The following is a 21506-nucleotide window of genomic DNA, read 5'->3' on the forward strand; positions in this document are numbered from 1 at the left end:
AAGGCCCTAACATTGCCCAGGTGATCGAGGATTTCGTGGAGCGGCTTCTGCACGACATGGCCATCCTCGACCCTTGCACAGCCGTGGTCGACGCTGGCGAACAGGACGTCGACGGGCTTACCGACTACAGCCCCGAGGGCCATCAGGCCCGCGCGGACCGGGCCGCCCGCGCCCTGCGCGAGATCGAGGCACTGCCGGCCCGGACCCCGCTGCACGCCCACCTCGTCGAACGGCTGCACACGCGTGTCGCCTTCCACGACGCCGGGGAGGATCTGCGCGAACTGCACGTGGCGGCCACCGGTCCCCTTCAGCTCATCCGCCAAGCCGTCGAAGCCGCGGTTCCCGGCCGCGACGCCGAGAACGCGGCCTTCGAGGAGGGCTGGGCTCGTGTCGGCGCACGCATGGCCGCGATCCCTGCGGCCCTGGAGGGGTACGCCCGCAGCCTCCTACTCGCCGCGCAGCGCGGCGATGTGCCGACGCGCCGTCAGGTGGAGCTCGTCGCGCAGCGCTGCCCCACCTGGACTGACGACGATGCTGCCCTGGTGGATCGCTATGGCGAGGGGCGTCAGCGGGCGTCGTTGCAAGCCGCAGCAGCGGGCTCGCGAGCGGCGTACCAGAAGCTCGCCGAGAGGCTGACCGTCGACCTGGCACCGCGGGCAGTTGAGGAGGAGGCGTTCGGTCGGCAGCGGTATGCGCTCTGGGTGCGTACCTTCCTCGCGGCCCAACCTGACCTGCGCGAGCTGTACGAGTGGGGTTGGGAGGAGTTCAGAGCGACAGAGGCAGAGCTTCTCGCTGAGGCGGAGGCCCTGGGCGGCAGCGTGCCGGAGGTGCTCGCCCGGCTCAACAGTCCCGACGCACCTGGCACGCTGCACAGTAGGGAGTCGTTCGCTGCGTGGCTGCAGGACCTGTTGGAGTCGACTACCGAGAGGTTGGACGGTGTCTACTTCGACATCCCCGCCCCGCTGAGGCGCATCGAGTCGCGGTTGGCCACGTCGTCCGGCATCGCGTACACAGGGCCGTCACGGGACCTGGCGCGGCCGGGCCGGGTCTGGTGGTCGGTCCCGGAGGGCACAGCGACATTCCCTACCTGGTACGCCTACAGCACCGCCTTTCACGAGGGGGTTCCCGGCCATCACCTTCACCTCGGCGCGGAAGCCTGCCGGGGCGGCCTCGGGCAGCGGCTGAATCTGCTCGGCGGCCTCTCCGGGAGTCAGGAGGGTTGGGCGCTGTATGCGGAGCGGTTCATGGACGAGCTCGGGCTGTATGAGCAGCCAGGTGCTCGACTGGGGTACCTGTACATGCAGCTCCTGCGCGCCGCACGGGTCGTGCTCGACATCGGCCTGCACCTGCGGCTGGCGATGCCATCCGGCGATGGAGGCGTGTGGACGGCGGACGCGGCGCTGAAGCTGTTGCGGGATCGCTGTCATCAGGGGGCCTACGCGTCCGCCGAGCTTGCGCGTTACCTGGGTCGGCCTGGGCAGGCGTTGGCCTACAAGGTGGGTGAGCGCGTGTGGCTGGCGGGCCGTTCGTCCTTCCCTGGCGACCGGCGCGCGTTCCATCGTCAGGCGCTGGAGTTGGGTTCGATGGGCTTGGATCAGTTGACGGTGGCTCTTCGGGGTGACCGAGCACCACTTGCGGATCGCAGTGAAACCCGTCAGGGACCGCGTAGATAGCCGGACAAGGTCCGCTCCCCCAGCTCGGCCTGTCAGGTGTGCGAACGGCGCAGCCAGTCCTGGGTGAGCGAGCGCAGCAGAGCGGGTTGTTCGTAGGGCAGGTAGTGCCCGGCCGCGTCGATCATGCTGTAGGTGCCGCGCGGATAGTGGCGCATGGCGCGGAACTGGTCGGCGTACCCGACGATGCGGTCCTGCCGGCCGGTGATCACGGTCACCGGGCTGTCGACGACGATCTCGGTGTTCTCGTCGGGCAGCGCGTAGTCGGGGCCGCTCTGCAACGCCTGTTGGAATGTCGGGTCGCCGGGGCCGCCGGAGTTCAGCGCGGCGAGCACCGTCGCGACGACGGTTGGGGTGCGGTGACCCAGGGCGGCGTCCAGATGTGGGTGCAGTTCGGTGGGAGCGGCGTCGAGCCAGCCCGGGGGTGCCTCGAGTGGTGGGTCGTCGGGCAGGTTGCGGCTGTGGCGGGCGATGGTGACACCGGGGCAGACGAGGAGCAGGCCGCGGACGAGGTCGGGTCGTTGGCGGGCGATGCCGGCGGCCAGGTACGCGCCGTAGGAGCCGCCGGCGAGCAGGACTGGCGTGTCGAGGTGGTGGTCGAGCCAGGCGCAGACGGTGTCCAGGACCGCCTGGGAGGTGGGAGGGCAGTGCGCGGGGGTGTCTCCGTGGCCGGGTAGGTCGAGGTAGATCTCGCGGAGGCCGGTGCCGGCGAGGGCGGGGTGGAAGGCGGCGGCCGTGGCGGCGCGGCTCGTGCTGAACATGGGTAGGCACACCACCGCTGGTCCGGTTTCCGCCGTGTGGTCGAACGCCAGGTTCATCGGGGGTCCTCGTTGGGGTTGTCGGCGGTGGGATTCGAGTTCAACGTCTCATGCCGGGTGGGCCGCGGGTGAAGGTGGTCTGCGTCTTCGGCGGGTGGTGTCTACAGTGGTGCGCTCCGGCCGCTGCCCGTTCACCGTGAACGGCGGGGCCGCACATCACCACGGGGGAACGCCTTGACGAGTAAGTCTGTCCGTATTGTGGTTGGCCTGGTCGCGACCGTCGGCCTCGTTGTGGGCTGCCAGCCTGCCGAGAAGGAGAATGAGGGGGCCGGCGCGCCGTCTCCGACCGTGGCGCCGAGCCCGACCGTCGACGTGGCGGCGAACACCAAGCAGGTCTGCGACGCCAGTCTCGTTTTTGTCAAGAAGCACTACGTCGCGATGGCTGACGATGCGATCGCCGCGATCGACAAGCCGGTGAGCGCCAAGGAGGCGGGCGCGAAGGTTCGCGGTCACTACACGGCGCTGTTGCAGGACTTGAAGACGGCGGCGCCGACCGCTGTCGATCCGCAGGTGCGGACCGCGTTGGAGACCCTGGCTGCGGGGGTGGAGAAGCACCTGGCCGGTGCGAAGGCCGCCGAGATCGAGGCGCCGGATCTCGATCCGCCGCTGAAGGCGTTGGACACCGTCTGCGGTCGCTGAGCGTTGTGGGCACCGGCCGGGTCGGCCGGTGCCCACGAACCGGGGGTACGGGTCAGGTCCAGGGCACCTGTGGGGACGGGTAGAAGTCGACCTGTTGCAGTCGCCAGCGGGGTGCCTGCTCCCCCAGTCTGGTGCGGAATGATTCCCAGTCGTGGCTGGCGGTGGTTGACCAGCCGAGTTCGGCGATCGCCGGTAGGCGGGGGAAGGCCATGTGTTCGATGTCGTCGAGGGTGCGTAGTGTCTCGGACCACAGTGGGGCCTCGACGCCGAGGATGGCGTTCTCGCCGATGCCGGTGACCCGGGTGGCGGGGTCCCAGCCGTACGCGTCGGACACCTCGATCAGGCCGGCCCAGCGTAGGCCGAGGCGGGTGTTGGCGTCGTACTTCATGTCGAGGTAGGCCTTGTTCGCCGGTGACATGACGACTTTGGTGCCGCGGGCGGCGGCCGCGACGAGGCTGGCGTTTGTGGTGCCGGTGCCCCAGAACTGGGCGACGTCGTCGGTAGAGGTGTCGGCCCGGGTGATTTCGTTCCAGCCGTAGGCGCGTTTGCCGTACTTCGTGACCAGGGGCAGGACCCGGTTCATGAAGGTGCGGTAGTCCTCGTCGGTGGTCGCGTGGGCTTCGTCGCCGCCGATGTGCAGGAATGGTCCGGGGGTGATGGCCGCGATTTCGCGGATGACGTCCTCGACGAAGCGGTAGGTGAGTTCGTCGTTGATGCAGAGGGAGCTGTAGCCGACGGCGATGTCGGTGCGCGGGGGCGGTGCGACGCCGTCGCAGTTGAGTTCGGGGTAGGTCGACTGGGCGGCGTTGGTGTGCCCGGGCATGTCGATCTCGGGGATGATCGTGATGTGTCGTGCGGCGGCGTAGGCGACGACGGCTTTGTAGTCGGCTTTGGTGAGGTATCCGGGGCCGACGCCGTCGACTCCGGTGCCGGGTCCGCCGCCGACGGTGGTGAGGCGGGGCCAGGAGTCGATCTGGATGCGCCAGCCCTGGTCGTCGGTGAGGTGCAGGTGCAGGTAGTTGATTTTGTACTGGCTGAGCAGGTCGACGTAGGCGGTGATGTCGTCGACGGTGTGGAAGTGGCGGGCGAGGTCGAGCATCGCGCCGCGGTAGGCGAAGCGTGGGTGGTCGATGATTCGTCCGCCGGGGATTGTCCAGGTGGTTCGCTGCCGGTCGGGTGCCTCGATCTGGGCGGGGAGCAGTTGGCGCAGGGTCTGGGTGCCGGCGAACAGTCCGGCGGGGGTGTTGGCGCGGATGGTGACGCTGCGGCGGGTGACGTCGAGTTGGTAGCCCTGCTGGCCGATGCGGTCGTCGGTGCCGCCGATGAGCAGGGCGATCTCGGGTAGCGGGGTGGAGCGTACGGGCAGGACGGGCAGGGCGTGGCCGGTGGCGGGGCGCAGTGTGGTGGCGAGTTGGTGGCCGACCTGCCAGGCGGCGGCTGAGCCGGGGGTGGTGCGGATGACGGTCAGGGGGGTGATGCGGAAGGTGTTGTGTGCGTCGGGGTGGGTTTCGACCGGTGCGGGGATGACGTCGCTGAGGTGTCGGGCTGGTGCGGCGGGTGCTGCGGCGGCGGGCGTTGCGGGCAGGGTGACGGGTAGCGTGAGTGCGGCTATGGCCAGCAGCCGTGTGGTGGTGTGTCGGCGACGCACGGTACCTCCAGGCCTCGTCATGATCGACGTTTGTCGATTGGTTACGCAGGTTACCGGCGTTTCGCCTGCACTGTAAACCTTCCTTAAGATAAGGCTCGTCACGGCGGTGCGTGTCGCCGTCCTCACGTGCGACGCACGCTGGGGAATTCCCGGAGTGGGTCGTGCCGTTGTCCGTTCGGAAGATCAGGTTCGGATGATCGAATGGGAAGTGCCATGCACATGCGCTCAGACGCGGTAGTGCTGTTCGGCGTCACGGGAGACCTCGTCTCGAAGAAGCTGTTTCCGGCGCTGTACGAGTTGACCCGGCGCGACCGACTCGACGTTCCGGTGATCGGTGTGGCCCGCTCCGCCTGGGACGATCAGCAGTTGGTCACCATGGCCCGCAAGTCGGTCACCGAGGCCCAGGACGAGATCGACGACGAGACCTTCGACCGGCTCGCGGGCAACCTCTCGATGATCTCCGGCGACTACGCGGACCCGGCGACGTACCAACGGCTGGCGCAGCGACTGAGCGACGCCCAGCGGCCGGTCTTCTACCTGGCGATCCCTCCGGCGGTGTTCGGCGCCGTCGTCGAGGGCCTGGCGGCAGTGGGTCTGGCCGACCGGGGTCGGGTGATCGTGGAGAAGCCGTTCGGGCGTGACCTGGAGTCCTCCCGCGAACTGGATCGCACCCTGCGCGCGGCCTTCGCGCCGGAGCGGGTGTTCCGGATCGACCACTACCTCGGCAAGGAAGCCGTCGAGGGTCTCTACGCCTTCCGGTTCGCCAACCGGTTGTTCGAGCCGCTGTGGAACAACGAGCACATCGACAACATCCAGGTGACGCTCGCCGAGGCGTTCGGCACCCAGGGGCGGGCCGGCTTCTACAACACCGTGGGCGCGACCCGGGACGTGCTGCAGAACCACATCCTGCAGGTCGTGGCGCTGATCGCGATGGAGGCGCCGGTCAGTGAGGACACCGCGGCGTTCCGGGAGGCGGAGGCCGCGGTGCTGCGTCAGGTCGCGCCGCTGTCGCCGGACTCCACCGTCCGGGGGCAGTACGCGGGCTACCGCGACGAGCCGGGCGTGGCGGCGGATTCGAACACCGAGACGTTCGTGGCGACCCGGTTGACGGTCGACTCCCCCCGGTGGGCGGGTGTGCCGTTCTACCTGCGTGCCGGCAAGTCCCTGGCGGGGACGGCGACGGAGGTGGTGGTCGAGTTCAAGCAGCCGCAGCGCTCGCTGATCCCGGCCGAGCGGGGTCAGGCCCCCGCCGCGAACCTGCTGCGGTTCCGGCTCGGGCGCGGTGACGGCATCACCATGTCGATCCAGGCGAAGAGCCCGGGTGCTGAGGTGGCGAGCCGTCCGGTGGACCTGTCCGTCGACTTCGGCGCGGCTCTCGGTCGCCGACAGGAGGCGTACGAGCGGCTGCTCGACGACGCGATGGACGGACAGCACCTGCGCTTCGCGCGTGCCGAGACGATCGAGCAGGAGTGGCGCATCGTCGCGCCGATCCTGGATCTGGCGACGGCGGTGCGGTCGTACGAGAAGGGCGGTTGGGGTCCGGCGGACGCCGACGCGTTGGCCGGCGGCTGGCACGTTCCGGACCTGCGCTGAGGCCGCGACTGACGAAAGCGGCGTGACCGACCGCGGTGTCGCGGTGTCGCGACGGTGCGTGAGCCGAGTCGGTCACGGGCGCGGCGCGCGGACGCTGACTGACCGCTCAGCTCAGCGGGTCGACCGTCCGGCGACGGTGAGGTTTGCCGCTTACGTGTGGTGTGGGCACGTTGGGGGCGACGTTTCTCGTCCTCGTCGGAGAGGAAGCAGCGCATGCTTTCCGCACTCGATCGTCGGCACACCGTCGCGCCGCCCGGCTACAGCCGGTGGCTCATTCCCCCGGCGGCGTTGGCCATCCACCTCTGCATCGGTCAGGTCTACGCGACCAGCGTCTACAAGAACTCGCTGATCGCCCACTTCGACACCAGCCAGACGGCGATCGGGGTGATCTTCAGCATCGCGATCGTGATGCTCGGGTTGTCCGCGGCGGTCGCCGGGACCTGGGTGGAGGCGAACGGGCCGCGCAAGGCCATGTTCGTCTCGGCCTGCTTCTGGGCGGCGGGGTTCCTGGTGGGCTCGCTGGGCATCGCCACGAAGCAGCTGTGGCTGCTGTATCTGGGCTACGGGCTGCTCGGCGGCATCGGGCTGGGTATCGGTTACATCTCCCCCGTCTCCACACTGATCAAGTGGTTCCCGGACCGGCCGGGTCTGGCCACCGGGTTGGCGATCATGGGGTTCGGTGGTGGGGCGATGGTCGCCTCTCCCCTGTCGCGGCAACTGTTGTCGTTCTACGACGCCGGCTACGACCCGGCCAACGCGGGGTCGACGGCGTCGGGCAGCGCCCTGGTGTGGCTGTTCGTGACGCTCGGCCTGGGCTACTTCGTGATCATGATGTTCGGGGTGGCGAACGTGCGGGTGCCGGCGCCGGACTGGCGGCCGGCCGGCTTCGACCCCGCCAGCGTGGCGGCGAAGCCGCTGGTCACCACGGCGAACGTGTCGGCGGCGAACGCGGTGAAGACCCGCTCGTTCTGGCTGCTGTGGGTGGTGCTGTTCTGCAACGTGACCGCCGGCATCGGCATCCTGGAACAGGCCAGCCCGATGATCCAGGACTTCTTCCGCGACAACGGCGCCTCCGCGGTGACCGTCGCGGCGGCCGGCGGGTTCGTGGGTCTGCTGTCGCTGTTCAACATGGCCGGGCGGTTCGTCTGGTCGTCCACCTCGGACCTCATCGGCCGCAAACCGATCTACCTGGTGTACCTGGGTGTCGGCATGGTGCTCTACGCGCTGCTGGCGCTCGTCGGGCAGACCTCGACGGCCCTGTTCGTGCTGTTGGCCTGCGTGATCCTGTCGTTCTACGGCGGTGGCTTCGCGACCGTGCCGGCGTACCTGCGGGACCTGTTCGGCACCTTCCAGGTCGGTGCGATCCACGGTCGGCTGCTGACCGCGTGGTCGGCGGCGGGGATCGCCGGTCCGCTGATCGTCAACGGGTTCCTCGACGCGCAGGGCGAGCCGGGCTCGCTGACCGCCGCGGCGTACCGTCCGGCGCTGTTCACCATGGTGGGCGTGCTGGCCGTGGGCTTCGTGGCGAACCTGCTGGTGCGGCCGGTGCCGCAGCGCTACCACGAGCCAGCGGCGGATGAGCACCCGGACCAGCACGCGGACGAGGACACGACGGCGCAGAGGAGTGGTACGCGATGAGTGAGGACAGCCGTTCCGGGCAGCGGGCCCGGTTGTGGATCTCCTGGTTGGTGGTGGCGGCGCTGCTCGGCTACGGGATCGCCCAGACCGTCGTCACGGCGGCGAAGCTGTTCACCCACTGAGGTGCGCTGCGGGGTGCCGTCGGCCGGCACCCCGCAGCACCGTCACAGGCCGCCGGAGACGCGCAGCACGGTCCCGGTGGCGTACGAGGCGTCCGGGCCGAGCAGCCAGGCGATGGCGGCGGCGATCTCGTCGGGTTCCCCGGCGCGGCCCAGCGGGATGCGACCGACGGCGGAGTCGGCGCGGTCGGGGACCCCGGAGTCGGCGTGGATGTCGGTGCGCACGATGCCGGGGGCCACGGCGTTGACCCGGATGCCCCTCGGGGCGAGTTCCTTGGCCAGGCCGACGGTGAGGGTGTCGGTGGCCGCCTTCACGGCGGCGTAGTGCACGTACTCCCCCGGGCTGCCGAGGGTCGCCGCCGCCGACGAGACGTTGACGATCGCCCCACCGTCGGTGAGCCGGTGGGCGGCCTGCTGGGCGCAGAGGACGTACCCGACGAGGTTGACGTCGACGACCCGGCGCAGGTCCTCGACGCGCAGTTCGGTGAACGGTCCGATCAGGCTGGTGACGCCGGCGTTGTTGACCAGGCCGGTGAGCGGGCCGAGCTGCGCGGCGGCGTCGAACAGGTCGCGCACCTGCTCGGGGTCGGTGGTGTCGGCGCGTACCGCGACGGCCTGTGCGCCGGTGGCCCGCAGGTCGGCCAGGACGGCGGTGGCGGCGGCGTCGTCGCGGCGGTAGCACAGGGCCACGTGGTGGCCGGCGGCGGCGAGCCGACGGGCGGTGGCCGCGCCGATGCCCCGGCCGCCGCCGGTGATGACGGTGACGGGTGCCACGGTGCCTCCCGGGGAGTCTGACGGCTGCGCGATGCTCCTGCCGACGCTACCGTGACCGGCGCGGCCCGGTCCTCGAGAGGAGGGTCACACGCGGACGTGACGGCGGGTGTCCCTGGTGGCCGGACGACGCCAGGCCGACGAGGTGGCGACGCTGCGGGCGTGATCGCTTACGCTCACCGCGCTGTCGATCAGACGATGGAGGTGCGCGGTGGCGGGTGTGGGTGTCGGCGACGTGGTGCGGGATTTCGAGCTGCCGGACGAGACGGGCACGCCGCGGCGGCTGTCGGAGTTCCTGGCGGCCGGGCCGGTGGTGCTGTTCTTCTACCCGGCGGCGATGACCCGGGGGTGCACGGCGGAGAGCTGCCACTTCCGCGACCTCGCCGCGGAGTTCACGGCGCTGGGCGCGACGCGGGTGGGCATCAGCCGCGACCCGGTGGCGAAGCAGGCCGAGTTCTCGAAGCTGCACGGCTTCGACTATCCGCTGCTGTCGGACGCCGACGGGGCGGTGGCGCAGCAGTTCGGCGTCAAGCGGCGGGTGCCGTTGGGACCGTTGAGCATGAAGCGCATGACGTTCGTCATCGGCACCGACCAGCGGGTCATCGAGGTGATCCACAGCGAGGTCAGCATGAACGAGCACGCGGATCGGGCGCTGCGGGCGCTGGGCGGCTGAGGGCGTGAGCCCCGTGCGGCGGGTGTCGCAGTCGGCTGATATCAAGACAGCAATCAAACAGGTGTACGGAAGAGGGTTGTGATGGATGCCGGCCAGGGTTTGTCCACTAGCGAGGTGCAGAGCATCCGGGAGTCGTTGGCGGCCGGGCGTAAACCGCGGGTGGTGTTCACCGCGTCGGCGGGGCAGATCGCCGGTCAGGTCGGTCAGGTGATCGAGCTGACCGACCCGGAGGTGTCCGACGAGTTCGTGGTGGTGCGCTTCGGTCGCGACGAGTTGCCGTTCTCCCCCGCCGACCTGGCCGTGGCGCCCAAGGGTGCCACTCGTCGGGTGGTGGAGCCGAAGCCGGAGCCGGAGCCCGAGCCGCCGGCGGTGGCCGCGCCGGAGTTCGTGTTGGACACGCCGCGGGTGCCCGCGCAGCGACAGGAGGAGCCGAAGGTGGAGCAGACGGAGAAGCCGCCGGCGCGGCGGGCGGTCAAGGCCGTCAAGCCGAAGAGCCCCGCGGGTCTCACCGTGACCTTGGCGTACGCCGACGGGGAGTGGACCGTCGCCGCGCAGCAGGGCAGCAAGGCCCTCGCGAAGCCGTACGTGGTGAAGCCGGCGGAGGCGTTGAAGATGGTGGCCCTGGTCGATGTGCCGGGGGTGCAGGAGGCGGTGGAGCAGATTCTCGGCACCGAGCGGGCCGAGGCGGAGCAGCAGGCCGAGAAGCTGCGCGCCGAGCTGGCCGAGATCGAGGCCCGGCTGGCGGAGCTGCGCGAGGCCCGCTGAGGGCGCTCAGTGCCGGCTGTGGTGGCGCAGCAGTCGGGTGAGCAGTCGCGTCAGCTGCTCGCGTTCGGTGGTGGACAGCGGTGCGAGCAGGTCGACCTGGACGCGCGCGAGGGTCGCGTTCAGCCGGCGGGCCTCGTCGGCGCCGGCGTCGGTGGCGCTGATGACGTTGCGGCGGCGATCGGCCGGGTCGGGGGCACGCACCACGAGTCCTCGGCCGGCCAGGTCGTTGATGGCGGCCACCACGTCGCTGCGGTCGATGCCGCAGCGACGGCCGAGGTCGGCCTGGCTCGCGGGCCCGTCCTCGGCGAGGGTGGCGAGCAGCCGGTAGTGGTAGCCGCGCAGGTCGTGTGCGGCGAAGCCCTCGCTGAGGAGGCGGGCGGCGTGAGCGGCGGTCTGGTTGAGCAGCCAGCTTGGGGTGGTGTTGAGCCCGGCGGGTGACTGCGGGGCCGCGTTGTCCATGGGCGCAGCCTATCAGGAATCGTTGGCGCGACCCACGACCGAATGTTATGTTGGCGCAACCAACGTTGGTTTAGCCAACGTATCGAAGGAGGCGTCATGTCCACCGTCCCCACCCTCAACGGCCAGGTCATCGGTCAGGCCCACTACGCCACCCGGGCCCTGCTCGAACGGACCATCAGCCCACTCGGCGTCACCTTCCACCAGGTGATCGTGCTGAACCTCCTCGCCCAGGGCCCGGTCGAACGCGCCGATCTCACGTACCGGGTCACCAGCACCCTCGCGATCGACGATGCGGCCCTGCGCCAGGTGCTCGACCACCTCGTCGACACCGGCCTCGCGCAGGTCGACGCCCCGGCCGGCGGCGACGAGCCGCGGCTGGCGCTCACCGACACCGGTCGCGCCACGCAGCGCGCCGTCGCCGCAGCCGTGGCCGACCTCAGCGCCCGGCTGTACGCGGCAATCCCCACCGACGAGGCCAGCACGGCAGCGCGGGTGCTCACCATCGTCACCCGACACGCTAACGCCGAGCTGGCGGCGACCCCGGCCTGACCGGACGCCGCCACCGGGCGGCCGGTGTCCGGGGCACGGATCCTGGAGCCGGCCGCCCGGACCACCTACCGCGCCGGGCGCTGCGACACGGCGGCCCGTTGCCGCACCGCTGTCGTGCATCCGGTCGACCAGGCGTCGGCGACGTCGGGAACGGTCGCGTACCGGCAGCCGCCGCAACGCCTCCCGGTGCCGGTCAGCGGTCGCGCAGGACGTTCCCGAGCAGCCACGGTCGCAGACCGCTCAGAAGTAGTCGAGCAACTGCGCGGGCCCGCCGCAGCCCAGCAGGTCGAGTGCGCCCGGGTCGACACCCGGACTGTGGTGCAGCAGCCCGGCCTGCGCGACCGAGCGGGCCGGCGCGGCACCGGCGTAGAGCAGGGCGAAACCGCGCACGTCCAACCGCAGGTCGGCCTCGCCGTCGACCCGGGTCAGCTCGGCGTCGCCGTCGGCGACGGTCAGCCTCCAGGTGCCGGTGTTCCACTCGGCGAGCGGGTCGGTGAGGGCGAAGTCGACGACGCCCCGGGTGTGGGTGGGCCACCCCCGCGCGCTCACCGCTCGGGCGACGTCGACCGGTCGGTGCATCCACAGGTCCCGCTCGTGGTCGCGGGCCGACTCCAACGGCAGGACGGCGCTGACCGCGTCGCCGTCGAGCGGGCACAGCCGCAGCGTCGGCGCGACGCTGGCCCAACTGCCGAGCACCCCGACGATCTCCCGGGCGGCCTCGGGCGTGACAGCGAGGGCCTCGTCGACGGTGAGCACCGAATCCGCCCCGTAGCCCCGGCCCCGCTGCCAGGTGGCGTAACCGACCAGCTCGCCGTCTGCCTCGACGAGGGTCACCCCGTCGCCGGGCAGAGCACGGTCGGCGGCGTCGAACAGCTCACCCCGACGGGTCAGCATGCCGTTGCGGTGCCGGGTGACCCGCTCGTACAGGGCGTCGACCGCCGGCAGGTCGGCGGGCGTGCCGGCCCGGACGGTGAGGTGCGCGGCGGGCCGGTGCCGGGGCAACGCGGCGGTGGCCAGGTCGACGGTACGCAGCACCCCGGCGGCCTCCCACCCGCAGGCCCGGTACGGCGCGGCGACGGTCGGATAGAGCGCGCTGATCGCCGCCTGACGGTCACGGGCGCCGCGCAGCAGCGCGCTGAGCAGGGCTCGCGCCACCCCACGACCACGGGCCTCGGGGGCCACGGCCACCCCGGCCACGTCCGCGGCCGGCACCTCCCGCCCGGACCACCACTGGTCGTGGTGCAGGTCGACGGCGTTGCCGACGAGCCGACCGGATTCGTCGAACGCGCCGTACCGAGTCAGGCCGGGCACCGGCACGGGCGCGGGCGCCGGGCGCTGCGGGTCGGAGCCGAACGCGAAGCGGCCCAGCTCCCAGGCGGCGTCGAGGTCGTCGGCGGTGAGTTCGCGTACGTGCACAGTGGCGGGCATCGGCACACCGTAACGAGCCCACCCCCCACCAACCGCTGATTTTCCGACACCCTCGCGCCGCCCCGCCCGCCCCCGCTGGTGCGCGATCTTGCGGTTTCTGTCGCGGCCTATCCGACATTTGACGCGGATCGACGACCGGAAGTGCAAGATCGGCGCGATTCCCCCGCTCCTCGTGGTCAGGCGCGATTTCCCCGCTCCTCGTGGTCAGTGTTGCGGGATGTTGGCCACGCCGATGCGCTTGCGGAACACCCAGTACGTCCACCCCTGGTAGGCCAACACCACCGGAGTGAAGATCACCGCCACCCAGGTCATGATCTTCAGGGTGTACGGGGTGGACGCGGCGTTGGTGGCCGTCAACGTGCCGGCCGCGTCCAGGGTGGAGGGCAGCACGTTCGGGAACAGCGCCGCGAACAGGGTCGCCACCGCCAGGCCGATCGCCACGGCCGTGCCGGTGAACGCCCAGCCCTCCCGGCGTACCCGGGCGGCGGCCAGAGCGCCGAGCAGGGCGAGGGCCGCGCCGACGGCGAGCACGACGGCGGCCGCGCTGGAGCGGATGCTCAACGTCCAGGTCAGGAACCCGACCGCGAGCACGGCGGCGCCCACGCCCAGGCGCACGGCGAGCGCGCCCGCCCGCTCGCGGATGTCGCCGGTGGTCTTCAGGGCGAGGAACACCGCGCCGTGGGTCAGGAAGAGCGCGAGGGTGGTCGCGCCGCCCAGCAGGGCGTACGGGTGGAGCAGGTCGAGCAGGCCGCCGACGTACTCGTGGTCGGCGTCCAGTGGCACGCCGCGCAGGATGTTGGCGAACACGACGCCCCACAGGAACGCCGGCAGCAGCGAGCCGACCACGATCGCGGTGTCCCAGCGGCGCTTCCAGGACGCCTCGGGGCGCTTGTGCCGGTACTCGAAGGCGACGCCCCGGGCGATCAGGGCCAGCAGAATCAGCAGCAGCGGCAGGTAGAAGCCGGAGAACAGGGTGGCGTACCACTCGGGGAACGCGGCGAACATGGCGCCACCGGCGGTGATCAGCCACACCTCGTTGCCGTCCCAGACCGGGCCGATGGTGTTGATCAGGACGCGGCGTTCCCGGTCGTCGCGGCCGAGCACGGGCAGCAGCATGCCGACGCCGAAGTCGAAGCCCTCCAGGATGAAGTACCCGGTGAACAGCACGGCGACGAGGAGAAACCAGATGGTGGTCAGTTCCACGATGGGCTCCGGGATCAGTAGGCGAAGGCGAGCGGGCGCTCGGCGTCGTCGGTGTCGTCGGTGGGGGGTTGCTCGCTGACGTCGGGCACGCCGGCCTTGGCGTAGCGCAGCAGCAACTTCACCTCGATCACGGCGAGGGTGGCGTAGATCAGCGTGAACGCGGTGAACGAGGTGAGCACCTCGGCCAGCGAGACGCTGCGCGACACCCCGTTGCGGGTGAGCATCTCGCCGAAGACGATCCACGGCTGGCGGCCCATCTCGGTGAAGATCCAGCCGAAGGAGTTGGCCAGCAACGGCAGCACCGGCATGGCCAGGCCCGCGCGCAGCAGCCACTTACTGCTCGGGGTACGGCCCTTGCGCTGGCTCCAGAGCACCAGCAAAGCGATCGCGCCGGCCGCCATCCCGAAGGCGATCATGAAGCGGAAGCTCCAGTAGGTGACCGGGATGATCGGGGTGTAGCTGCCCGCGCCGTACTGGGTGGCGTACTGGGCCTGCAGGTCGTTGATGCCGTGCACGGTGCCGTTCGGGTCGCCGGTTCCCAGGTACGACAGCAGGTACGGGATCTTGAGGGCGAACACCTCGCGGCTGCCGTCCAGGCTGCCGATGGTGAGCACGGAGAACGAGGCGGGGCTCTCAGTGGTGTAGAGGCCCTCGGCGGCGGCCATCTTCATCGGCTGCACCTCGGTCATGATCTTGCCCTGGATGTCGCCGGTGAACAGCACGGCGGCGGAGGCGACCAGGACCACCCAGGAGCCGAACCTGGTGGCGAAGCGGTACGCGCCGGTGTCGGCGGAGTCGCGGTTGCGGATGACGTGCCACAGGCCGACCGCGACGATGAGCGATCCGGCGACCAGGAACGAGCCGGCCAGGGTGTGCGGGAAGGTGATCAGGGCGACCTTGTTGGTCAGCACGGCCGGGAAGTCGGTCAGCTCGGCGCGTCCGCTGTCGGGGTTGATCCGGTAGCCCACCGGGTTCTGCATGAACGAGTTCGCGGCGAGGATGAAGTACGCGGACAGGTTGGTGCCGATCGCAGCGGCCCAGATGCTGGCCAGGTGCGCCCGCTTGGGCAGTCGGTCCCAGCCGAAGATCCACAGGCCGATGAAGGTGGATTCGAGGAAGAACGCGACGAGCGCCTCGATGGCCAGCGGTGCCCCGAAGATGTCGCCGACGAAGCGGGAGTAGTCGCTCCAGTTCATGCCGAACTGGAACTCCTGCACGATGCCGGTGACCACACCCATCGCAAAGTTGATCAGGAAAAGCTTGCCGTAGAACTTGGTGAGCTTGAGGTAGCGCTCGTTGCCGGTGCGGTGCCACATCGTCTGGAGGATGGCCACCAGGACGGAGAGGCCGATGGTCAGCGGCACGAAGAGGAAGTGGTAGACGGTGGTGACACCGAACTGCCAGCGGGCAACGTCCAACGCGTCCACCTGAAGACCTCCAGCCATCCGTACTACGCGACGTAGTAAATACTACTGCTCGTCGTAGGTGGTTGGGCGGCCCGTACCCCGCCGGGACCAATGACCCTGATCACCCGACCCGCCCTCGCGGCCCCGGCGCAGCGTGCGACGATGGCGCGCTGATGGACACCGCACACACCACCTGGCAGCCGCCGCTGATCTGGCGCGCAGCCCTGCTGCTGGCCCGGGGCCTGGTCGGCCTGCTCGCCCGCCTCGAGGTCACCGGCGACGTCCCGGCGCACCTGCGTCGCGGCCCGCTGGTGCTGACCGCCAACCACATCAGCCCGTTCGACCCGGTGGTCATGGCCGCCGCCTGCCAGACCCGCGGCGTCGCCCCCCGGATCATGGCGACCGCCGGACTGTTCCGCGTCCCGGTGTTCGGTGCCGCCATGCGCCACGCCGGACACATCCGGGTCGACCGCGGCACCAGCGCCGTGCACCGGGCCCTCGACGACGCCGCCACGGCCGTCGCGCGCGGCTCGGTGATCCTCATCTACCCCGAGGGCCGCATCGGCCTGGACCCCGGCCTGTGGCCCGAACGCGGCAAGACCGGCGCCGCCCGCCTCGCCCTGGCCTGTGGCGCCCCGGTCGTCCCGGTCGCCCAGTGGGGCGCGCACGAGGTACTGCCCTACCAGGCGCCCCGCGGAATGCTGCGCGGCATCGCCCGCTCGCTGTGGCGCCGCCCGGTGATCCGGGTGCACTTCGGCACCCCCGTCGACCTGGGCGAGACGGCGGCGGCCAACCCCGGCGCCGCCCGCCGCGCCACCGACCGGATCATCGACGCGCTCACCGACACCCTCGCCCCGCTGCGCCCCGACGAACCCGACCGGCCCCGCCACGTCGACCCCGGACGCCCCACCGACCTCAGCCGCGCCCACCGCCGCCACTCGGCCTGAGCGCCGCGGGCCCGCACCCCGCACCACCGGCGGTGCACGCGCGCCCGAGTCGAGCAACTGCGCGGGCCCGCCGGGGGCCGGGGAATCGAGCGCGGTGGCGGCTCGTGCAGGGGCATCGCTGGCTGCGCGAGCCGGTCCGGCGCACCCCTACCCCCATTCCCCACCACCGTGTCCTTTGCTCTGCACCCGCCGACGCGCCAGCTACAGACGGTGACTGTCGCCTCCGCGGGTGCAGAGCAAAGGGTGAAGAACTGATGTCTGGGGGGCGTGCGTCGGTCCGGGGGCGGGAGCCTGCGGTCGACCGGCGCGCCGGGGACGAGCGCGACGAACGAGCTGCCCCAGCGGGGGCCAGGACGACACCCGGCCCTCGGCCCCGCTCGGCGCCGCGCTCACGGGGCCGCTCAAAGGACCTGCCCGAACCCGCCGACGCCGTGGGCCTGATCTTCGCCGGCAGGCCACCCGTGCTCCACCGACGGCAGGCATACTGCGTCGCGTGTTGACCCGATTCGGCTACCTCGACGCGCCCGCGCCGCTGGCGTTCGCCCACCGTGGCGGCGCCGCCGAGGGCGACGAGAACACCACCGAGGCGTTCGCCCGGGCCATCGGGCTGGGCTACCGGTACGTGGAGACCGACGTGCACGCCACCGCCGACGGCGTGGCGGTGATCTTCCACGATCCGACGTTGCGTCGGGTCACCGGCGAGGCGGGGCGCATCGCCGAGATGAGCTGGGCGGACCTCGCCTCCGTACGCGTCGGCGGCGCCGCCGTCGTACCCCGGCTCGACGAGGTGTTGGGGGCGTGGCCGCAGGTCCGCTTCAACATCGACGTGAAGGCCGACGGCGGCGTCGAGCCGACGGTCGCGACGGTGACCCGGGCCGGCGCCGGCGACCGGGTGCTGCTCGCCTCGTTCAGCGACGCCCGGCTGACCCGGCTGCGGGCGCTCACCGAGGGACGCGTCGCCACCAGCCTCGGCATGCGCGGCGTCGCCCGGCTGCGGCTGGCCTCCCTGCACGGGCGTCCGCTGCGGCTGCCGCCGTCGGTGGTCGCCGCGCAGGTGCCGCCGCGCTACGGGCGGGTACCGGTGGTGGACCGCCGGTTCCTCGACTACTGCCACCGCATCGGCCTGCAGGTGCACGTCTGGACGATCGACGAACCCGCCCAGATGCACGACTTACTGGATCGTGGCGTGGATGGCATCATGACCGATCACGTCGGCGTGCTGCGCGACGTCTACCGCAGCCGCGGCCAATGGGCCGCCTGAACCATTCCAAGGACCCCCGATGGCCGAGACCGTGACCCCCACGGTGGACGACACCCCGCCTCCCGCGAGCACCCGCCGGGAGCGCCGGGGTTGGTACATCTACGACTGGGCCAACTCCGCGTTCCAGACCACCGTCATCACCGTGTTCCTCGGTCCGTTCCTGACCACCGTCGCGGAGGTGGCGGCCGGGTGCGAGCTGGGTGCGGATTCGTGCGACGGCTTCGTGTACCCGCTCGGCATCAAGGTCGCCGCCGGGTCCTACTACCCGTACCTGATCTCCCTGTCGGTGTTCCTCACCGTGTTCGTGCTGCCGGTCATCGGGGCGATCGCGGACCGGTCGGCGCACAAGAAGCGGCTGCTCGGCGGGGCCGCGTTCACCGGCGCCGGCGCCACCGTCGCGATGGCGTTGGTGACCGGCGACCGATACCTGCTCGGCGGGGCGCTGTTCCTGGTCGCCAACATCTCGTTCGGCGCCGCGATCGTGGTCTACAACTCGTTCCTGCCGCAGCTCGGCGGTCCCGACGAACGCGACGGCATCTCCAGCCGCGGCTGGGCGCTGGGCTACCTCGGCGGCGGTCTGCTGCTGGCGCTCAACCTGGTCGCGATCACCCTGCTCGACGACGGTGACAACCCGCAACGCACCCTGGACCTGGCCCGCTGGTCGATCGTGTCCGCCGGTGTCTGGTGGGCGCTGTTCACGCTGGTCCCGCTGCGGTGGCTGCGTGAACGCCCGCCGGCGGCGGCACTGGCCGGCGGCGGCAACATTCTCACCGACGGGTTCCGCCAGCTCGGCCGCACCGTGCGCGAGATCAAGGCGTACCCGCTGACGCTGTACTTCCTGCTGGCCTTCCTGGTCTACAACGACGGCATCCAGACCGTCATCACGCTGGCCAGCCAGTACGGCACCGAGGAACTGCGCCTGGAGCAGAGCACCCTGATCATCACCATCCTGCTGGTGCAGTTCCTCGCCTTCGGCGGAGCGTTGAGCCTGGGCGCGCTGGCCCGGCGCGTCGGCGCGTGGAAGACCGTGCTGCTCAGCCTGGTCCTCTGGACCGGTGTGATCATCGCCGCGTTCCGGCTGCCCGCCGAGGCGCCGGTGCCGTTCATGGTCCTCGGCGCGGCCATCGGCCTGGTCCTGGGCGGCAGCCAGGCGCTGAGCCGGTCGCTGTTCAGCCAGCTCATCCCCACCGGGAAGGAAGGCGAGTACTACGGCTTCTACGAGATCAGCGACAAGGGCACCAGCTGGCTCGGCCCGCTCGCCTTCGGCCTGGTGTTCCAGCTCACCTCCTCCTACCGGGTGGGCCTGGTCTCACTGCTGATCTTCTTCGTGGTCGGTTTCCTGCTCCTCGCCGCCGTGCCGATGCGCCGCGCCATCATCGCCGCCGGCAATACGCCACCGCGGGTGCTCTGAGCACGCATCCCGCACCCGACAGATCAGGAGTGGCCGATCGGCTAGGCTGCCCGACCGTGACTGACGACGCCACCACCGCCCCGACCTGCCTCGCCCACCCGTTCTCCGGCCAGCCGCACGCTCCGGCCGGGTGCGCGGCGGCGCGTGGGCTCGACGGGCGGCCGGTGCACGCGGCGGCGTTGAAGTTCTTCTGGGGGCCGATGGACTGCGGCAAGTCCACGATGGCGTTGCAGATGAACTACAACCACGCCCGGCAGGGCCGGCGCGGGCTGGTCACCACCCGCATCGACCGGTCGTTGGGACCGCAGGTCACCACCCGCATCGGCCTGGCCCACGAGGCCATCGAGGTCACCGACGACCTGGACCTGCGGGCCCTGGTGCGGGGCCGGTGGGCCGACGGGGTACGCGTCGACTACCTGATCTGCGACGAGGCGTGCTTCTACACCGTCGAGCACGTCGAGCAGATGGCCGAACTGGTCGACAGCTACGACGTCGACGTGTTCGCGTTCGGCCTGGCCACCGACTTCCGGTCGCGGATGTTCCCCGCCGCGCAACGCCTGTTCGAGCTGGCCGACGAGGTGGCCCGCATTCAGGTCGAGGTGCTCTGTTGGTGCGGCCGCGAAGGGTTGCTCAACGCGCGCGTCGTCGACGGGCGGGTCGTCCGTGAGGGCGCCCAGGTCGTCATCGGCGACACCGTCGACACCGCCGAGGTGCGCTACCAGGTGCTCTGCCGCCGGCACTACCGCAGCGGAGACCTCGGCCCCCGCGACTGAGGTCCCACCACCGTTGTGGCGGAAACCGGTGCGCCGGACGGTCAGGACCGCTACCCGGACGCGGTGGCCCGCACCCGCAACCGGTCGGTCAGGATCACGGCGACCGTCACCGCCAACGCCACCGCGGCGCACACCGCGACGGGTGCCCCCAGCACCACACCTGTCGGCATCAGCGCCAGCAGGACCACCACCGCCGCGACCCGGCTGATCGGCAGGATCCGCCACAGCAGCGCCTTGTAGGCGGCGTGCCCGGCCAGGAACAGCGCCGGACCACCCAGGGTGAGCAGCACGTCGACGGTGGTGGCCGGCGCGCCGGGCTCCCGCAGCAACCGCTCGTCGGCCGCCGACGCGACGACGACACCGGCGACGATCACCGGGTGCAGGAAGTTGAACGCGACCCGGCTCAACGCGCCGGTGCGCTCCCCGGCCTGGGCGATGACCTGTGTGGCAGCCGGGGCCGAGCGGGCGAAGTACACCCACCACAGCGCCACCGAGCCACCGAACGCCAGCAGGAACGCCCCGAACGTCACCAGGTTCACCTGCGAGGTGAGGGTGCTGCCGGTGACCAGGATCGACTCCCCCAACGCGATCAGGACGAACGCCGCGCACCGTTCGGCCAGGTGCCCGCCCTCCACCATCCACCGCTCGGGTCGGCTGCGTCCCCGTCGCGGCAGCGGATAGCCGATCGACAGACCGACCACCTCGATCACGATCACCGCCGCCCACACCGCGTCCCGGGCGGCGCCGCCGACCAGGCCACCGACGACCACGAGCACCGACGTGCCGGTGATCCACGGCAGCGACTGCTGAAATCCGGCCACCAGCCAGGGACTGCCCTGCACCGCCCACAACGCGAACAGGGTGCGGCCCACCTGCACGATGACGTAGACCAGCGCGAAGAGCAGGCCGGTCGAGCCGAATGCTTCCGGGATCGTCGCCGACAGCAGCAGGCTGCCCAGCCCCACCCCGATCAGCATCGTCCGCACCGGCCCCTGGTCCGGTTGCAGCCAGTTCGTCAGCCAGGTGGTGTAGACCCAGACGAGCCACACCAACGCCAGCAACAGACCGGTACGCCCCGCGCCCCGCCAGTCCAGGTGCGCGAGCAGGTAGTGCGACAGCTGGGTGATGGTGAAGATGAAGACGAGGTCGAAGAAGAGCTCCGTCGAGGTGGTCGGCTGCACCCCCTCGCGCGGTCGCAGCAACTGTGGGCGTAGCGGGGCGGCGACCGTGGGCCTAGAAGGGGTCACCGCACACCCGCCAGCTCCCGTCCTCACGGACCACCGGCAGGCGACGTTCTTCGCTCATCCCACCGTCGCGGGTCACCTTCACGGTCACCGTGCCGTGTGGTCGTCCGCTGCGGGTCGCGACCGACACGTCGGTGATCTCGTAGTCGGTGACCATCGGTGGTGTCCGCACCCAACTGGTGAAGCCGATCGCGCTCCAACGGCTGCGCGCGTCCGCGCAGAGCCGCTCGTACGCCCGGTCGCTGTCGCCGAGGGCCACCTCGCTGAGGAAACCGTCGGCGGTCTCCCGGATCGGGCCGGCGGCCTGCCGGACGGTCTGCAGGTTCCAGGCGCCCAGCCCGGCCACCCCCACGCAGCACAGCGCCACGCCGAACCCGGCGAACGCCAACCCGGTGCGCATCGGGCGGTGACGCCGGGCCGGTCGGCTCCACGACTGGCCCGCACCCACGACTACCGACCGTAGAGAAGACGGTCACGCCGACGGGCGACAA

The 21506-nt window shown here is 71.0% G+C and carries 21 protein-coding genes; 12 read left to right on the forward strand and 9 right to left on the reverse strand.

The window, feature by feature from the left end:
* The first annotated feature begins 20 nt into the window (after nucleotides 1–20).
* Entirely contained in the window at nucleotides 21–1673 is a 1653-nt protein-coding gene (locus ACZ6NZ_RS21840) for a DUF885 domain-containing protein (RefSeq protein WP_465859887.1), read from the forward strand.
* A gap of 32 nt (nucleotides 1674–1705) precedes the next feature.
* On the opposite strand, the gene ACZ6NZ_RS21845 is transcribed toward ACZ6NZ_RS21840, so the two are convergent.
* A complete protein-coding gene (locus ACZ6NZ_RS21845) occupies nucleotides 1706–2488 on the reverse strand; it encodes an alpha/beta fold hydrolase (protein WP_465859888.1) in 783 nt (260 codons plus the stop codon).
* 288 nt (nucleotides 2489–2776) lie between these two features.
* Here ACZ6NZ_RS21845 and ACZ6NZ_RS21850 point away from each other — a divergent pair, with 288 nt between their 5' ends.
* Nucleotides 2777–3127 carry a hypothetical protein gene (locus ACZ6NZ_RS21850; RefSeq protein WP_465859889.1) on the forward strand — a complete coding sequence of 117 codons (351 nt, stop codon included), beginning with the start codon at nucleotides 2777–2779 and terminating at the stop codon, nucleotides 3125–3127.
* Between the two features lie 52 nt (nucleotides 3128–3179).
* On the opposite strand, the gene ACZ6NZ_RS21855 is transcribed toward ACZ6NZ_RS21850, so the two are convergent.
* Complete coding sequence (locus ACZ6NZ_RS21855) at nucleotides 3180–4775, reverse strand: beta-N-acetylhexosaminidase (RefSeq protein ID WP_465859890.1); 1596 nt, start codon at nucleotides 4773–4775, stop codon at nucleotides 3180–3182.
* A 213-nt stretch (nucleotides 4776–4988) separates the two neighbouring features.
* Here ACZ6NZ_RS21855 and zwf point away from each other — a divergent pair, with 213 nt between their 5' ends.
* The 3 genes from zwf to ACZ6NZ_RS21870 all read left to right on the forward strand — a co-directional run bounded on the left by zwf (nucleotide 4989) and on the right by ACZ6NZ_RS21870 (nucleotide 8128).
* A complete protein-coding gene (gene zwf, locus ACZ6NZ_RS21860) occupies nucleotides 4989–6368 on the forward strand; it encodes a glucose-6-phosphate dehydrogenase (RefSeq protein WP_465859891.1) in 1380 nt (459 codons plus the stop codon).
* 213 nt (nucleotides 6369–6581) lie between these two features.
* Nucleotides 6582–8006: an OFA family MFS transporter gene (locus tag ACZ6NZ_RS21865; RefSeq protein ID WP_465859892.1), complete on the forward strand. Its 1425-nt coding sequence runs from the start codon at nucleotides 6582–6584 to the stop codon at nucleotides 8004–8006.
* Nucleotides 8003–8128, forward strand: coding sequence for an MFS transporter small subunit (locus tag ACZ6NZ_RS21870; RefSeq protein ID WP_465859893.1), 126 nt, complete (start codon nucleotides 8003–8005; stop codon nucleotides 8126–8128). Before ACZ6NZ_RS21865 ends, ACZ6NZ_RS21870 begins: the two co-directional genes overlap by 4 nt.
* 42 nt (nucleotides 8129–8170) lie before the next feature.
* Here ACZ6NZ_RS21870 and ACZ6NZ_RS21875 read toward each other — a convergent pair whose 3' ends face one another.
* Nucleotides 8171–8899 carry an SDR family NAD(P)-dependent oxidoreductase gene (locus ACZ6NZ_RS21875; RefSeq protein WP_366607009.1) on the reverse strand — a complete coding sequence of 243 codons (729 nt, stop codon included), beginning with the start codon at nucleotides 8897–8899 and terminating at the stop codon, nucleotides 8171–8173.
* 208 nt (nucleotides 8900–9107) lie between these two features.
* On the opposite strand from ACZ6NZ_RS21875, the gene ACZ6NZ_RS21880 reads away from it, so the two are divergent.
* Both ACZ6NZ_RS21880 and ACZ6NZ_RS21885 read left to right on the forward strand, forming a co-directional pair.
* Nucleotides 9108–9569, forward strand: a complete 462-nt coding sequence (locus ACZ6NZ_RS21880) for a peroxiredoxin (RefSeq protein ID WP_308193727.1) — start codon at nucleotides 9108–9110, stop codon at nucleotides 9567–9569.
* A gap of 81 nt (nucleotides 9570–9650) precedes the next feature.
* The gene (locus ACZ6NZ_RS21885; protein ID WP_366607007.1) at nucleotides 9651–10334 is read left to right on the forward strand and encodes a hypothetical protein; all 684 of its coding nucleotides are present in this window, start codon (nucleotides 9651–9653) and stop codon (nucleotides 10332–10334) included.
* A gap of 6 nt (nucleotides 10335–10340) precedes the next feature.
* Here ACZ6NZ_RS21885 and ACZ6NZ_RS21890 read toward each other — a convergent pair whose 3' ends face one another.
* A complete protein-coding gene (locus tag ACZ6NZ_RS21890; RefSeq protein ID WP_465859894.1) occupies nucleotides 10341–10793 on the reverse strand; it encodes a MarR family winged helix-turn-helix transcriptional regulator in 453 nt (150 codons plus the stop codon).
* Nucleotides 10794–10889: 96 nt separating this feature from the next.
* Here ACZ6NZ_RS21890 and ACZ6NZ_RS21895 point away from each other — a divergent pair, with 96 nt between their 5' ends.
* A complete protein-coding gene (locus tag ACZ6NZ_RS21895; protein WP_465859895.1) occupies nucleotides 10890–11342 on the forward strand; it encodes a hypothetical protein in 453 nt (150 codons plus the stop codon).
* A gap of 240 nt (nucleotides 11343–11582) precedes the next feature.
* On the opposite strand, the gene ACZ6NZ_RS21900 is transcribed toward ACZ6NZ_RS21895, so the two are convergent.
* From ACZ6NZ_RS21900 to ACZ6NZ_RS21910, 3 genes are all read right to left on the reverse strand, one after another.
* A complete protein-coding gene (locus ACZ6NZ_RS21900) occupies nucleotides 11583–12770 on the reverse strand; it encodes a GNAT family N-acetyltransferase (RefSeq protein ID WP_465859896.1) in 1188 nt (395 codons plus the stop codon).
* A 204-nt stretch (nucleotides 12771–12974) separates the two neighbouring features.
* Complete coding sequence (gene cydB / locus ACZ6NZ_RS21905) at nucleotides 12975–13973, reverse strand: cytochrome d ubiquinol oxidase subunit II (protein ID WP_465859897.1); 999 nt, start codon at nucleotides 13971–13973, stop codon at nucleotides 12975–12977.
* Nucleotides 13974–13987: 14 nt separating this feature from the next.
* Entirely contained in the window at nucleotides 13988–15400 is a 1413-nt protein-coding gene (locus ACZ6NZ_RS21910; protein ID WP_465860119.1) for a cytochrome ubiquinol oxidase subunit I, read from the reverse strand.
* 152 nt (nucleotides 15401–15552) lie between these two features.
* On the opposite strand from ACZ6NZ_RS21910, the gene ACZ6NZ_RS21915 reads away from it, so the two are divergent.
* From ACZ6NZ_RS21915 to ACZ6NZ_RS21930, 4 genes are all read left to right on the forward strand, one after another.
* Nucleotides 15553–16326, forward strand: coding sequence for a lysophospholipid acyltransferase family protein (locus ACZ6NZ_RS21915; RefSeq protein ID WP_465859898.1), 774 nt, complete (start codon nucleotides 15553–15555; stop codon nucleotides 16324–16326).
* A 493-nt stretch (nucleotides 16327–16819) separates the two neighbouring features.
* Nucleotides 16820–17587 (forward strand): glycerophosphodiester phosphodiesterase, encoded by a 768-nt coding sequence (locus ACZ6NZ_RS21920; RefSeq protein WP_465859899.1) that lies wholly within the window; start codon nucleotides 16820–16822, stop codon nucleotides 17585–17587.
* 19 nt (nucleotides 17588–17606) lie between these two features.
* Nucleotides 17607–18998: an MFS transporter gene (locus ACZ6NZ_RS21925; protein ID WP_465859900.1), complete on the forward strand. Its 1392-nt coding sequence runs from the start codon at nucleotides 17607–17609 to the stop codon at nucleotides 18996–18998.
* A gap of 56 nt (nucleotides 18999–19054) precedes the next feature.
* Complete coding sequence (locus ACZ6NZ_RS21930) at nucleotides 19055–19771, forward strand: thymidine kinase (RefSeq protein WP_465859901.1); 717 nt, start codon at nucleotides 19055–19057, stop codon at nucleotides 19769–19771.
* Between the two features lie 50 nt (nucleotides 19772–19821).
* Here the strand turns inward: ACZ6NZ_RS21930 and ACZ6NZ_RS21935 are convergent, their stop codons facing one another.
* Both ACZ6NZ_RS21935 and ACZ6NZ_RS21940 read right to left on the reverse strand, forming a co-directional pair.
* Nucleotides 19822–21018 carry a low temperature requirement protein A gene (locus tag ACZ6NZ_RS21935; RefSeq protein ID WP_465859902.1) on the reverse strand — a complete coding sequence of 399 codons (1197 nt, stop codon included), beginning with the start codon at nucleotides 21016–21018 and terminating at the stop codon, nucleotides 19822–19824.
* Nucleotides 21005–21463: an Rv0361 family membrane protein gene (locus tag ACZ6NZ_RS21940; RefSeq protein ID WP_465859903.1), complete on the reverse strand. Its 459-nt coding sequence runs from the start codon at nucleotides 21461–21463 to the stop codon at nucleotides 21005–21007. The genes ACZ6NZ_RS21935 and ACZ6NZ_RS21940 overlap by 14 nt, the downstream gene beginning before the upstream one ends.
* Nucleotides 21464–21506 lie beyond the last annotated feature (43 nt).

This window comes from Micromonospora sp. NPDC047756 (genome assembly GCF_055587245.1).